This window comes from Methyloradius palustris (assembly GCF_019703875.1).
In the GTDB taxonomy this organism is placed as follows: domain Bacteria; phylum Pseudomonadota; class Gammaproteobacteria; order Burkholderiales; family Methylophilaceae; genus Methyloradius; species Methyloradius palustris.
On record NZ_AP024110.1, the window covers coordinates 2,688,237 to 2,701,814 of the forward strand.

Below are 13,578 nucleotides of genomic sequence, written 5' to 3' on the forward strand. Positions count from 1 at the left end.
TTACCGCAATCTTTGAATTACCGGCGCCGTTAGGCGTTCCACTTGAATGGTAGTTTGTGAATATCAACTTTACCTGTTGCCTGAAAAAGACAAAAGATTGTAAATGTTGGAATGAAATGTTTATTTCGTCTTGTTTCTTCATCTTGTTAGGTTTCTCCAACTAAATGGAACGCAATGTAATGTAACTTTATGCTTATTAACAATCAAACGCTCCTAGCTGACTTATGGTTTAATTCTATATCCTATGTATAACCGCATTTTCTACAGTTGATTCATGCCCGATTCTTCATCTTACCCACTTAATATCGTGATTCTTGCTGCGGGCAAGGGCACGCGTATGCACTCAAGTACGCCTAAAGTTCTGCACAAACTAGCGGGCACAAGCTTACTGGCGCATGTGATCAACACGGCAGAATCGCTGAACCCCAGCAAGATCATTGTGGTGTATGGCTACGGTGGCGAGGCGGTGCCGCAAGCGTTTGCTGGCAAAAATATCACGTGGGTGAAACAAACTGAGCAGTTGGGTACTGGGCATGCGGTGCAACAAACTGTTCCTTATCTAGATACTGACGCGACCACACTAATTTTACTGGGCGATGTGCCCTTGGTGAGTGCCGACCGTTGCAAATCACTGATAGAAGCCGCACATCAACAGCTTGCTTTACTCACGGTGATCAAACCAGAACCTAAAGGTTATGGTCGTATTGTGCGTAACGAACAATGCCTGCCGCAGCGCATTGTGGAAGAAAAAGATGCTACTGAGGCCGAGCGTGCCATTAAAGAAGTGAACAGCGGCATTATCGCAGTGGCCAATACCCATCTGAAAAACTGGCTGACACGGCTTGATAACAACAACGCCCAACGCGAATACTATTTAACTGACATCGTAGCCATGGCTGCAAATGATTGCGTGGCGATTAATGCTGAAGTTTGTGATGATGAATGGCAAGTGACTGGCATTAACTCCAAGCTGGATTTAGCCGCCGTTGAGCGTGTGTATCAAACACGTCTTGCGCAAAAACTACTGCAAGGTGGCGTCACACTGCACGACCCAGCACGGCTGGATATACGTGGTTCACTGACCACAGGGCAAGACGTTGAGATTGATGTTGGCTGTATTTTTGAAGGCGAAGTGACGCTGGCAGACGGTGTTAAAATCGGTGCTTATTGCGTGATTAAAGATGCATCGATTGGCGCAAATACAATCGTCGCGCCGTTCTCGCATATAGACCAAGCGACTATCGCTAACGACTGCCGCATTGGCCCTTATGCCCGCATACGCCCAGGTACAGAATTGAATACAGCAGCGCATATCGGCAACTTTGTTGAGATTAAAAATAGTCAGATTGATACAGGTAGCAAGGTGAATCACTTGAGCTATGTTGGTGACACAACCGTGGGCAAGAACGTGAATATTGGCGCTGGCGTTATCACCTGCAATTACGATGGCGTGAATAAATCGCGCACCGTGATTGGCGATAATGCATTTATCGGCTCTGATGCACAATTAATTGCGCCCGTGACTATAGGCGCAAACGCCACCATAGGCGCAGGCTCGACCATTAGCAAAGATGCACCAGCGGGCGAATTAACTGTATCGCGCGGCAGACAAGTCACAGTGCCTGGATGGAAACGGCCTGTTAAGAAGTAATCAACTCAAGACATATCACCCAATTTGTTTTTATTGAAATAGAGAGTATTTATGTGTGGAATCGTAGGCGCAGTTGCCTCCCGTAATGTAGTGCCCATCTTGATTGAAGGCTTGAGCCGTCTTGAATACCGCGGATATGATTCCGCTGGTGTAGCAGTGCTCGATGGCACAATTAAGCGCGTGCGCGCTGTTGGTCGTGTGGCCGAGATGCAGAATAAAGCCAATGCTGAACACCTCACTGGGCAAGTCGGCATCGGCCATACACGCTGGGCCACCCATGGTGGCGTGACTGAATCCAACGCGCACCCGCATGTTTCTCGCGGCGATATTGCCGTGGTGCATAATGGCATTATCGAAAACCATGATGAACAACGTACTCGCCTAAAATTACTGGGTTATGTGTTTGAATCACAAACCGATACTGAAGTCATCGCCCACCTGATTCACTATTACACTGCGCAAGGCAAAGATCTACTCGCCGCAGTTAAAAGTGCAGTGGCCGAACTCACGGGCGCTTTTGCCATTAGCGTCATTTCAGTCAAAACGCCTGATTACATGGTCTGTGCGCGCTTGGGTTGCCCTTTGCTGATTGGCTTGGGTGAAGGTGAAAACTTCATTGCGTCAGACGTATCGGCAGTACTTTCTGTCACCCGCAACGTGATTTATCTCGAAGACGGCGATGTGGCTGAGATAAAGCGCGAGGGCGTGACTATATTTGACCGTGATGGACTGGTCGCCACCCGCCAAGTACATAAAAGTGATGTATCACTGGCTTCTATGGAGCTAGGCCCTTACTCACACTTCATGCAAAAAGAAATCCACGAGCAACCTCGTGCAGTGACAGATACGATAGAAGCCATTATTGATGACAACCGCTTTAGCCCTGCCTTGTTTGGTGATGGCGCCGAGGCTGTTTTTGACCAGGTAGATAGTGTTCTGATACTCGCTGCTGGTACCAGCTATTATGCTGGCTTGACCGCCAAATATTGGTTGGAAAGCTTAGCCGAGATCCCGGTGAATGTGGAAATTGCCAGCGAATATCGTTATCGCAAATCCGTGCCGAATCCAAAACAACTGATTGTGACCATTTCACAATCTGGCGAAACACTGGATACGATGGAAGCATTGAAACATGCAAAATCACTAGGCCAAACGCTTACGCTAGCCATTTGTAATGTACAAGAGAGTGCGATTCCGCGCGCATCCAAGCTTGTACTGTATACGCGCGCTGGTGCTGAGATTGGTGTAGCTTCAACCAAAGCTTTCACCACACAATTGATTGCCCTATTCACTTTGGCTGTCACTCTAGCAAAGCAACGTGCTTTGCTCAGCCCTGTGCAAGAGCAGACCTATCTGGGTGAGCTACGCCATCTACCAGGTAGTATTCAACATGCACTAAATCTGGAGCCGCAAATCCGTGAATGGGCAAAAGCCTTTGCCCATAAACATCATGCATTATTCTTAGGCCGTGGCATGCATTACCCAATTGCACTGGAAGGCGCACTTAAGCTAAAAGAAATTTCCTATATTCACGCTGAGGCCTACCCAGCGGGCGAACTCAAGCATGGCCCACTGGCTTTGGTGGATGAAGATATGCCTGTTGTGGTGATTGCGCCGAACGATACTTTGCTAGAGAAAGTGAAGTCGAATATGCAAGAAGTGCGTGCCCGGGGCGGTGAATTGTTTGTATTTGCCGATGCTGACAGCCATTTTACCGAGAGCGAAGGGGTGCATGTGATTCGCACTCCTCGCCATGTAGGCATACTCTCGCCTATACTGCACACCATACCAGTACAGCTTTTGGCTTATCATGCCGCGCTTTTAAAAGGTACAGATGTAGATAAACCAAGAAATTTAGCGAAATCTGTCACTGTTGAGTAATCCAAAACGTAAATTATACGTTAATGAATTGTTACAATATAATATGGTCGAAATTGAGCTTTGAATATTTTTAATTTTCTATGAACGGGTGCTGTGATGACTAACTTGATGAAATCTGCTTTTTTAATGACATTGATACTTGGTGTATGTACTACAAACGCTTTTGCTGATGGCCCGATTAGCCTGGTCGATACGCAAAGTGGCGCACCACTTGCAATTGCTCCAGATCAATTTGATACACCACAAGCCAAGGAATTTTTGGCTACGGGTAAAAATCCATACGTTGGTGATGACGCTGCAATCAAGCGTGGCAACAAGATTTTTCAGCTGTACTCATGTACGCAGTGCCATGGTGCAGACGCACAAGGTCAAGTAGGCCCTAGCTTGCACGGCCCTGACTTTCACTATGCTAAAGATGCTACCAACAAAGGTATGTTTGAAACTATCTGGCACGGTACTAACGGCGGTATGGGCGCAAAAGGCAAAGGCTTGATGGATCCTAGCGACCCAGACAATGGCTTAAGCCCTGACGATGTATTAAAAGTCATCGCTTGGGTGAGAAGCAAAGGTACGACTACAGGGAATTAATACTTTCTAGGTATTAGTTAAAAATCAAACATCGGGCGCCTAGTACGCCCGATGTTTTTTTATAAACCTACATTTAAACAGATACCCAAAATCTGGTCGTTGAAGTAAGCTTCTGGCTTTAAATCAATCGGCGCTTTCCATGGCTCAATATGTAATGTCTATGCTCCGCGTGAGCAAAATCGTCCCGCCTAAACGGCAAATTATTAAAGATATCTCACTGTCATTTTTCCCTGGTGCCAAAATCGGCCTGCTGGGTTTGAATGGCTCGGGCAAGTCCACCGTGCTCAAGATCATGGCAGGCGCGGACAAAGAGTTTGAAGGTGAAGTGCAGCACCAGCCTAATATTTCCATTGGCTATCTGGAGCAAGAGCCGCATCTGGATGCTGAAAAAACCGTGCGCGAAGAAGTAGAATCTGCCATGGGCGAAGTGATGGAAGCCAAGAAAAAGTTGGAAGAAGTCTATGCTGCGTATGCGGAGCCTGATGCCGATTTTGAGAAACTGGCCGATGAGCAAGCCAAGTACGAGAACATCATTGCCGCCAGCGGCTCTGATATTGAACACCAGCTTGAAATCGCTGCTGATGCACTACGGTTGCCAGCGTGGGATGCCAAAACTGGCCCTTTATCTGGTGGTGAAAAACGTCGCGTGGCCTTGTGCAAATTACTGCTTTCCAAACCAGATATGCTATTGCTGGATGAGCCAACCAACCATCTGGATGCTGAATCAGTCGAATGGCTAGAACAATACCTTGTGCGCTTCCCTGGCACTGTGGTCGCGGTTACCCACGATAGATATTTCCTCGATAACGCGGCGGAATGGATACTGGAACTGGATCGCGGCCATGGCATTCCTTGGAAAGGTAACTACTCCAGTTGGCTGGATCAAAAGCAGGAACGCCTGAAGCAGGAAGAATCACAGGAATCTGCCCGTCGAAAAGCCTTGAATACCGAGTTGGACTGGGTACGGCAGAACCCCAAGGCGCGCCAAGCCAAGAGCAAAGCGCGTATTGCACGTTATGAAGAACTGGCAAGCGCGGAATATCAAAAACGTAACGAAACCCAGGAAATCTTTATCCCTGCTGGCGAGCGGCTTGGCGACCAGGTCATTGAATTCAAGGGTGTGAGCAAAGCGTTTAATGACCGCCTGCTGATTGATGACTTGAATTTCAGCATTCCGCCTGGCGCGATTGTGGGTGTGATTGGCCCTAACGGCGCAGGTAAGTCGACGTTATTTAAACTAATCACTGGCAAAGAGCAGCCAGATACGGGCGAAGTAAATATCGGCAGCACGGTCAAGCTGGCTTATGTTGATCAAAGCCGTGATTCACTGGATGGCACTAAAACCGTGTTTGATGAAATATCAGGTGGATCAGATATTCTCACCGTTGGCCGTTACGAAACACCATCGCGTGCTTACATTGGTCGCTTCAACTTCAAGGGTGGCGACCAGCAAAAAACGGTAGCCAACCTCTCGGGCGGTGAACGTGGTCGCTTGCATCTAGCAAAAACCCTGATTGCTGGCGGCAATGTGCTGTTGCTGGATGAGCCCTCAAACGACCTGGATGTGGAAACCCTACGCGCGTTGGAAGATGCCTTGCTGGAGTTCGCGGGCTGCGTGCTGGTCATCTCCCATGACCGCTGGTTTCTTGATCGAATCGCTACACATATTCTGGCGGCAGAAGGTGAATCACACTGGACGTTCTTCAACGGTAATTATCAGGAATATGAAGCCGACAAGAAGAAACGTTTGGGTGAAGAAGGGGCGAAACCAAAGCGTATTCGCTATAAGCCGATTGCGCGTTAATTGACGTTCTAGAAATACAAAAAGGCTAACTCTATGAATTAGCCTTTTTATTTGAAACACGACATTTATAGTTTCTACAAATTAGCCACCACACTCCGCAGCATTACTACCATTCAAGCTAATAATATTCGCTGAAATCGCTGTCACAACATCAGCCACAGCTGCTTGCATACCTTGCACCACGGCATCAATACTGTTGCTAACTGGTTTGGTGAGGGTTAATTGACAAGAAATCACCACATCTTTACTCACCACTGAACCTGTATCTAAACGGGTAATTGTCCAGCCAAAATTAGCCTGAATCTTGTCGCCTGGTACGGCATCAAGTTGGCGCAAGGTAATGGCGATGCGATATATCGGTTGATTGGCAATTCGGCCGCCACGTGCGACATCCACAGTACCCACTTGGGCAGCGATGCCACTGGCAAAAACATCACGCAGTTCATCATTAAACGATGATGACCAGCGATCTTGCTCAAGGATTTTCAGCTGTGTGCCTTGCGTGCTGATGACTAACTGCGGACGCTTAAGGCGCTCGGGCACACTGACTGGTAGTACCTCAATACTGATTGCTGTGGTTTTAGCGGCTGGCTGCGTACTTTTAGCTGGTGTACTGAGCGTGTAAAAGCGCGTTGCCACAGAAGTAGCGCAACTGGCCAGCAGGACAATCGCAGCCACACTTGTGAGCATCAATTTAACAAATTTCATTGGGCTTTTCCTATTTCAAATTTTGCTGATTATTTATCCAGCGTTTTACCGCGAATCAGTGATTCAGGATGTTGCTCAAGATAGTCCGTCAATACCTTAAGCGAAGCAGCGGCACGTGATAACTCTTGCAGGGTTTGACGCAAGTCTTGCTGCAAAGGCGCATCTTCAGAGAGTGTGCGATCTGCATTATTCAAGGTTTTGCGTACATCTTTCATCGCTGCAGTGACTTCTGGTGCAACATCGTTATTCAGGCTTTTCACTAACACTTCAGTGCTGCTAAGTGTCTTGTTCATCGTGGCCAGGGTTTTCTGCAAATCACGGCCAATCTGCTCAAATTGCACTTTGCTCAGATTGCCTGCAATGGCGGATATTTGGGTTTGCAGTTCGTCTAGGCTATTTGGGATAGTGGGTAATTCAATTGGCAGGCCTGAGCCGATGACAACTTTAGGCGCTTGAGGGAAGAAATCAACCGCAACATAGAGCTTGCCCGTCAGCAAACTACCCGTGCGCAATTGCGCACGCAAGCCACGGCTCACCATAAGCTGCACGCGCTGTTGCATACTCTCAGAGGATTTACGTTCATTCTCAACAAACTTTCGCCCTAGCCTTTCAGGATAAATCTCAATGACCACTGGCATTTCAAATTCATGGTGTTCAGGGTCGTATTGAACACCGACTGATTTAACTTCGCCTAACACAACACCACGAAAATCCACGGCAGCGCCAGGCGTCAGGCCACGTACAGATTGTTTAAAGTAGAGCACCATGGTTTGTGATGCACCATCGGCCTCTCTAAATGCCTGGTTTTGATCTTGTGCGAGTAGAAAGGTGGTATTTTCTTTAGCAACAGGACCAGGCTCATCATCCACTGACTGGAATGCAAGGCCACCTAAAATCACGGTAGCAAGCGATTGCGTATTGAGCTTAAAACCACTCGAATCAACTTGCACATCAAACCCGCTGGCATGCCAGAACCGTGTATTCATGCCGACATATTTGTCATAGGGCTTATCAATGAATATGCGCAAGCTCACGCCTTTGCCATCTTCATCAAGATCATAAGCGGCTACCTGACCCACTTTGATGCGGCGATAAAATACTGGTGAGCCTATATCAAGCGAACCAAGGTCGCTGGCATGCAGCACAAATTGCTTGCCTGAAGCATCTCGCGTAACAATAGGCTGCACTTCTAAACCAGAGAATTCTTTCGTGGTTTCCTCTGAAGTTCCTGCGTCTGCTGCTATATAGGCGCCCGAGAGCAAAGTACCAAGCCCAGTGATTCCTGATGCCCCTAATCGCGGGCGCACCACCCAGAAGTGGGTATCATCTGCTGTAAAACTTTGGGCTGTTTTGGCTAATTGCACTTTTACCAATACTTGCGAACGGTCTTCACTTAAGGTGATTTCCTGCACTTCCCCAATATCCACATCTTTATATTTAACCTTGGTATTACCCGCTTCAAGCCCCTCAGCAGTGCGGAATGAGATGGTTATGACTGGCCCGCGATTAACCAGCACTTTAACAACCAGCGTAATACCAACCAGCGCAGCAATAATAGGAACAATCCAGACCAGCGAGGGCAACCAGTTGCGCTGCTGCTCGCGCTTAGGGCTGGGTAAATCGGCTGCTGCAGGGCTTATATTATCTTCGCTCATTCTGTTCTTTCGATTCTCTTTTACACATCGTTGTTAACAGTGCTCTGCTCATCTGTATCCCATGTCAGGCGAGGGTCAAAGCTCAGCGAAGCCAGCATGGTAAGCACGACCACCGCTCCAAAAGCCACGATACCAACGCCTGCGGTAATTTTGGCAAACCCTTGAATCTGTACCAAGCCTACTAATAGCGATACTACAAATACATCTAGCATAGACCAGCGTCCAATGATCTCAACCATACGATAAAGCTTGGCACGTTCCAACTGACGCCAGCGACTCTTTTTTTGTGCCATGACAACCAGCAAAGTTAATGACACCAACTTGAGTAAAGGTACTAAGAAACTCGCAATAAACACTATCGCTGCCAAGCCCCATTCATCCGAAACCCAGAAAAATATCACGCCACTCAGAATAGTATCTTGATGCGTATCTAGCAAAGTCCTGGTGATTATCACGGGCATCAGGTTAGCGGGTAAATACATGATGCCTGCTGCAATCAGTAAAGCCCAAGTTCGGTTAATGCTATCTGGCTTACGAGCATGTAGCATTGCATTGCAATGACCGCAGTGGTCATGATGCCGTACATTTTTCCATAGTTTGCCACATTGATGGCAGGCCATCATGCCAAGGCTGTGGGCTGTTTTAACAGTGGCCACATCCTGCATCAATGAACGCCCTGTTCAATGGCTTCAGACTCTTCAAACTGCCACAGATAGCGCGGGTTAAAAGAGACTACAACGGTGAGCAGTACCGTCAACACACAAAATGCCCATAAAGCGATACCCGGAATAATGGTCGCCATATTCGATAATTTGATCAGCGCCACCAACACGCCCAGCATAAACACTTCCACCATACCCCAAGGGCGCAAAGTCTGCATCAAGCGCACGAGTAAACTAAAACCTGCACGCCCTTTTGAATGGGGCGCTGGCGTCAGCAAATAAAACAGGATCATCATCTGCATGAGTGGAAATAGGATCGTTGTTGCCAGCACCAACAGCGCTACTAGCGAGGTGCCTTCTGTGCTGAGCGATAACACCGCACCTATCAGGGTAGTCTCGCTGCGCAAGCCTTGCAGCTCCATTTCTACGATAGGAAAGGTATTGGCAAGCACAAACATGATGAAGCTAGCCATGGTAAGCGGTAAAAGATGTTCACGCCGACGGTCCGCATTGCGATCAAGCTCTGCGCCACAACGTGTGCAACGGGCGATCTCGCCATTCGTTAAGGTCAGCTTGCGATAAACGGCATCACAATCTTCGCAGGCAATCAGCTCGGCGACTTCATGCATGCGTTATCTGGCGTTCAGTTGGGTGAGTTTTCTCATGATTGCCACCTATATTACAACCAATCCCAATTAGTCCGTTCTTTATGAGGTGCGCTTTTCATCGCCCAATCCCACACGATAGGAGGTATAAATCGCATCAATCTCGCCATCATGCCCATCTGCCAAGGAATCACTACAAAGCGCCGTTTAAGCTGGATTGCTAATGCGAATTTGCTGGCAGCAATATCGACATCCATCAAAAATGGCATGTTGTAAGCATTAATATCGGTCATCGGCGTACGGATGTAGCCTGGCGCAATGGTAGTAACTGCAATCCCATGCGGCGCCATTTCTACGCGCAGGCTTTCAAGGTAACTGATCACAGCAGCTTTGGATGAGCTATAAGCCCCCGCACCCGGTAAGCCGCGAATGCCTGCCACACTGGCAATCCCAACCAATTGGCCTTTGCCAGCATCGCGCATAGCAGCAATAAAGGGGTGAAAGGTATGCACCATGCCCAATACGTTGATCTCAAACACGGCCTTGAATGCAGGAATGTCTTGCTGGTGTTCGGTCAATGTGCCACGGCTAACCCCTGCATTGGCAATGACGATGTCAGGTACACCAAATTGCTGAATGAATTGTTGTGCTGCCTTGGCTAGCGATTCTGCATCACGCACATCGACTGTATAGACTTCACAGTTTGCACCTAGCTCGCCTGCCAGTTCGATTAACAGTTCGGCTCTGCGCGCTACCAAACCCAGCTGCGCGCCTGCTTTTGCATAATGCCGCGCCAGTGCCAAGCCGATACCACTGGATGCGCCAGTAATAAAAACCCGCTGTGGTGCTGAGTTTTTCTCAACATTCACAGCGGGTTTAAATTGGTGATTAGCCATCAGCTAATAACTAGTGTTTTTTAAACTAGCTTACTTGATGCCTTTTTCTTGCTTGGCCTTGGCAATCAGGTAATCAGCAGTTTTGATGAAAGCATCATTACCGCCTGCCATGGTAGCTGAAGAAATATATTTACCATCAATCAGCAAGGTCGGCACGCCTGTTGCGCCTGTTGCGCGGAACACTTGCATGGCGTTCATGACTTTGGTGTTGATTGAGAATGAACGATAGGTGTCTTCTACGCGTTTACGATCAAGACCCGATTGTTTGGTAATCCAGTCGATGACACCAACTTCATCAGCTGGCTTGAGCTCGCGGGTTTTATGAATCGCATCAAACAAAGGCACATGCAGCTTATCCACGAGATTCAGGGCATCCAACGTGTAATAGGCTTTAGCCATCGGTACCCAGTCAGGGCGCGGCACACCTGGTACACGCTTGAAATACACATTTGGTGGGAATTTCTTTACCCACGCAGAAACGATAGGTTCAAAGTCGTAGCAATGTGGGCAACCATACCAAAAGATTTCTGTGACTTCGATGCGCTTGGTGTCATCGGTAGGAACAAGCTGTAGAACAGGGCTGTATTCAACACCAGATTGCGGTTCAGCCATCGCATTTGTTGCCAATAATTGGCTTGTGAGCAACAGCAAGCAGGCCGCGAGAAGTTTTTTCATCATTTCTTATCCTTAGTTTCTTATGTCAAATGTTGATCAAAATAACACTTACTTGAATTACAACGCGTCAGACGTACTATTGCCGACATGGCGCTTACTATTACTGGTTAGGCGTACTGCTTTGAACCTTAATCAGGTCGGTATTAAAACCATTCTTGCTTAACTCTGTGCGTGATTTGTTGATTTGATCCAGATCAGCCAGCGGCCCCACTCGCACACGATGCATCACGCCTTTATCAGGAATGGTCACCGTTTGCACAATTGCCTCCATGCCTAGCAGCGCCAACTTAGCCTTCAGGTTGTCTGCCTCTTGTTCGGTAGCAAAAGCGCCTACCTGCAAGAAATAACTTTCCTTAATCTGACCAGTCGCGTCTTGAGCTTCTTTTTGCTTGATTTGCTGTTCGGTAACTTTGGTCTCGCTGCCTGGCAGAATCGTATAGAAATCAAAACGCGGCTTATCTGGGTTATCAGTGCCATTGTTGGAGTTGCCAGCGCCGTTATTAGTTTCTTTAGGCAGGGCACTTGTGTCAGGTTTTTCTAGCGTCAGGTCAGGCGTTGCACCGGGAGTGACCTTAGCCACAAACGGGCTATTGCTACCTTTTACCAGCAACGCCACAGCGACAGAAATACCAACCCCCAGCAACAAGCCAACGAGTAAACCAGTAAAAAACGGGTTGCCCTTACTGCTCGCCTTGCTACTTCTCGGTGCGCTGGGTTTATAGTCTCGGCTCACGGTGATTCCTCTTTAAATACTTACTTTTAATAATGACGAATTAACGATTACATCGCCTTTGGCGCACTCACGCCAAGCAGATCCAGGCCATTCTTTAATACTTGCTGCGTGGCACTCACTAACGCCAAACGTGCCAATTTGGTGACTTCATCATCCACCAGAAACTGTTGCGCATTGTAATAGCTATGCAAATCGCTGGCTAAATCTTTCAGATAATTGGCAACGCTGTGCGGCGACAGTTCTGCTGCTGAAGTCTCTACCACTTCAGGGAATTCACCTAGGCGCTGCATCAATGCAGCCTCATGTGCGGTATTGAGCGGAGCTAAATCGGCATTAGCCAAAGTCGCAACATCACCACCCCATTGATTCAATACACTGCAAATTCTGGCATGCGCATATTGGATGTAATACACAGGATTATCGTTAGTTTGTGCGCGAGCAAGATCAATATCGAATATCAATTGTGAATCGGCCCGACGAGCGGCAAGGAAGTAACGTGTGGCATCGCAGCCAACTTCATCAATCAGGTCGCGCAGGGTAACGTAACTGCCAGCACGCTTGGATAACTTCACTTCTTCGCCACCGCGCATCACTGTGACCATCTGGTGCAGCACATAATCCGGCCAGCCTTGCGGAATCGCCATATCTAGCGCCTGCAAACCAGCACGAACTCGAGTGATGGTGCTGTGGTGATCAGCGCCCTGCTCATTGATTACGCGCTCAAAACCGCGCTGCCATTTGTCCAAATGATAGGCAATATCCGGCACAAAATAGGTGTAACCACCATCGGTCTTGCGCATCACGCGATCTTTGTCGTCACCGAAATCTGTTGTTTTCAGCCATAGAGCACCGTCTTGTTCATAGGTATGGCCACTAGCAACAAGGCTTTGCACGGTTTGCTCAACCTTGCCTGAAGAATAAAGCGCGGATTCAAGCGAAAACACACCAAACTTGATCTGAAATGCACGCAAATCCAGGTCTTGCTCATGCCGAAGATATGCAACAGCAAAACGGCGGATAGATTCGCTATCATTTGCATCGCCAGCCGCAGTAACTGCTATGTCATCCGCTGTCACCGTTTGCTTGGCCAAGTAAGCGTTTGCTACGTCTGCAATGTAGTCGCCACGGTAGCCGTCTTCTGGCCAACCTGCATCGTCTGGAGTCAAACCTTGGCAGCGCGCTTGGACTGATTTGGTCAGGTTATCGATCTGTACGCCAGCATCGTTGTAGTAAAATTCGCGCGTGACATTCCAGCCGCTAGCAGCTAATAAACGCGCCAGACAATCACCTACCGCGGCACCACGGCCATGGCCAACGTGCAACGGACCTGTCGGGTTGGCTGACACGAACTCGACTTGTACTTTACGGCCTATACCAGCATTGTTGTGGCCAAACTTGTCGCCTTGCTGCTGAATTTCAGCAACAACCGTGCTTTTGGCCTGCACACTTAAAAAGAAATTGATGAAGCCCGCACCTGCGATTTCCACTTTTTCAACCAATGCTGATTCAGGCAAGGCTTGAATGAGTTTTTCAGCAATTGCACGCGGATTCTGGCGCAGCGGTTTAGCCAGCATCATGGCGAGATTGGTGGAAAAATCACCGTGCTGGGCAGTCTTCGGGCGTTCAAGCTGAATGGCTAAATCGGTAGGCGGTAACTCAAGGCTTTTTGCAGCCTGAGTAAGTAATTCTGTAAGATGTGCTTTCAAGAGAATGATGCAAT

The 13,578-nt window shown here is 48.1% G+C and carries 12 protein-coding genes; 4 read left to right on the top strand and 8 right to left on the bottom strand.

The window, feature by feature from the left end:
- The first annotated feature begins 274 nt into the window (after positions 1–274).
- The 4 genes from glmU (at position 275) to ettA (ending at position 5,924) form a co-directional block, all read left to right on the top strand.
- Positions 275–1,651, top strand: coding sequence for a bifunctional UDP-N-acetylglucosamine diphosphorylase/glucosamine-1-phosphate N-acetyltransferase GlmU (gene glmU / locus ZMTM_RS12960; RefSeq protein WP_221764243.1), 1,377 nt, complete (start codon positions 275–277; stop codon positions 1,649–1,651).
- A 51-nt stretch (positions 1,652–1,702) separates the two neighbouring features.
- Positions 1,703–3,532 carry a glutamine--fructose-6-phosphate transaminase (isomerizing) gene (gene glmS, locus ZMTM_RS12965; RefSeq protein WP_221764244.1) on the top strand — a complete coding sequence of 610 codons (1,830 nt, stop codon included), beginning with the start codon at positions 1,703–1,705 and terminating at the stop codon, positions 3,530–3,532.
- Positions 3,533–3,658: 126 nt separating this feature from the next.
- Positions 3,659–4,120, top strand: a complete 462-nt coding sequence (locus ZMTM_RS12970) for a c-type cytochrome (protein ID WP_225907155.1) — start codon at positions 3,659–3,661, stop codon at positions 4,118–4,120.
- A gap of 139 nt (positions 4,121–4,259) precedes the next feature.
- On the top strand, positions 4,260–5,924 hold the full coding sequence (ettA, locus tag ZMTM_RS12975; protein WP_221764246.1) for an energy-dependent translational throttle protein EttA: 1,665 nt from the start codon (positions 4,260–4,262) through the stop codon (positions 5,922–5,924).
- Positions 5,925–6,005: 81 nt separating this feature from the next.
- On the opposite strand, the gene ZMTM_RS12980 is transcribed toward ettA, so the two are convergent.
- The 8 genes from ZMTM_RS12980 to argS form a co-directional block, all read right to left on the bottom strand.
- Positions 6,006–6,632, bottom strand: a complete 627-nt coding sequence (locus tag ZMTM_RS12980) for a PqiC family protein (RefSeq protein WP_221764247.1) — start codon at positions 6,630–6,632, stop codon at positions 6,006–6,008.
- A 29-nt stretch (positions 6,633–6,661) separates the two neighbouring features.
- Positions 6,662–8,287, bottom strand: coding sequence for a PqiB family protein (locus ZMTM_RS12985; protein WP_221764248.1), 1,626 nt, complete (start codon positions 8,285–8,287; stop codon positions 6,662–6,664).
- A 20-nt stretch (positions 8,288–8,307) separates the two neighbouring features.
- Positions 8,308–8,952 (bottom strand): paraquat-inducible protein A, encoded by a 645-nt coding sequence (locus ZMTM_RS12990; protein WP_221764249.1) that lies wholly within the window; start codon positions 8,950–8,952, stop codon positions 8,308–8,310.
- Positions 8,952–9,578, bottom strand: a complete 627-nt coding sequence (locus tag ZMTM_RS12995; protein ID WP_221764250.1) for a paraquat-inducible protein A — start codon at positions 9,576–9,578, stop codon at positions 8,952–8,954. The genes ZMTM_RS12990 and ZMTM_RS12995 overlap by 1 nt, the downstream gene beginning before the upstream one ends.
- 50 nt (positions 9,579–9,628) lie before the next feature.
- Entirely contained in the window at positions 9,629–10,450 is an 822-nt protein-coding gene (locus ZMTM_RS13000) for an SDR family oxidoreductase (protein WP_221764251.1), read from the bottom strand.
- A 30-nt stretch (positions 10,451–10,480) separates the two neighbouring features.
- Positions 10,481–11,128, bottom strand: a complete 648-nt coding sequence (locus ZMTM_RS13005) for a thiol:disulfide interchange protein DsbA/DsbL (RefSeq protein ID WP_318840509.1) — start codon at positions 11,126–11,128, stop codon at positions 10,481–10,483.
- Between the two features lie 97 nt (positions 11,129–11,225).
- The gene (locus ZMTM_RS13010; RefSeq protein ID WP_221764252.1) at positions 11,226–11,858 is read right to left on the bottom strand and encodes an SPOR domain-containing protein; all 633 of its coding nucleotides are present in this window, start codon (positions 11,856–11,858) and stop codon (positions 11,226–11,228) included.
- 47 nt (positions 11,859–11,905) lie between these two features.
- Entirely contained in the window at positions 11,906–13,564 is a 1,659-nt protein-coding gene (gene argS / locus ZMTM_RS13015; RefSeq protein ID WP_221764253.1) for an arginine--tRNA ligase, read from the bottom strand.
- Between the last annotated feature and the right edge of the window lie 14 nt (positions 13,565–13,578).

Bases quoted from the DNA above. Each gene is read 5' to 3' on its own strand.
- ZMTM_RS12985 (WP_221764248.1), bottom strand. From the start codon at position 8,287: ATGAGCGAAGATAATATAAGCCCTGCAGCAGCCGATTTACCCAGCCCT.
- glmU (WP_221764243.1), top strand. From the start codon at position 275: ATGCCCGATTCTTCATCTTACCCACTTAATATCGTGATTCTTGCTGCG.
- ZMTM_RS12995 (WP_221764250.1), bottom strand. From the start codon at position 9,578: ATGCATGAAGTCGCCGAGCTGATTGCCTGCGAAGATTGTGATGCCGTT.
- glmS (WP_221764244.1), top strand. From the start codon at position 1,703: ATGTGTGGAATCGTAGGCGCAGTTGCCTCCCGTAATGTAGTGCCCATC.
- ZMTM_RS13000 (WP_221764251.1), bottom strand. From the start codon at position 10,450: ATGGCTAATCACCAATTTAAACCCGCTGTGAATGTTGAGAAAAACTCA.
- ZMTM_RS12990 (WP_221764249.1), bottom strand. From the start codon at position 8,952: ATGCAGGATGTGGCCACTGTTAAAACAGCCCACAGCCTTGGCATGATG.
- ZMTM_RS13005 (WP_318840509.1), bottom strand. From the start codon at position 11,128: ATGATGAAAAAACTTCTCGCGGCCTGCTTGCTGTTGCTCACAAGCCAA.
- ZMTM_RS12980 (WP_221764247.1), bottom strand. From the start codon at position 6,632: ATGAAATTTGTTAAATTGATGCTCACAAGTGTGGCTGCGATTGTCCTG.
- ZMTM_RS12970 (WP_225907155.1), top strand. From the start codon at position 3,659: ATGACATTGATACTTGGTGTATGTACTACAAACGCTTTTGCTGATGGC.
- ettA (WP_221764246.1), top strand. From the start codon at position 4,260: ATGGCTCAATATGTAATGTCTATGCTCCGCGTGAGCAAAATCGTCCCG.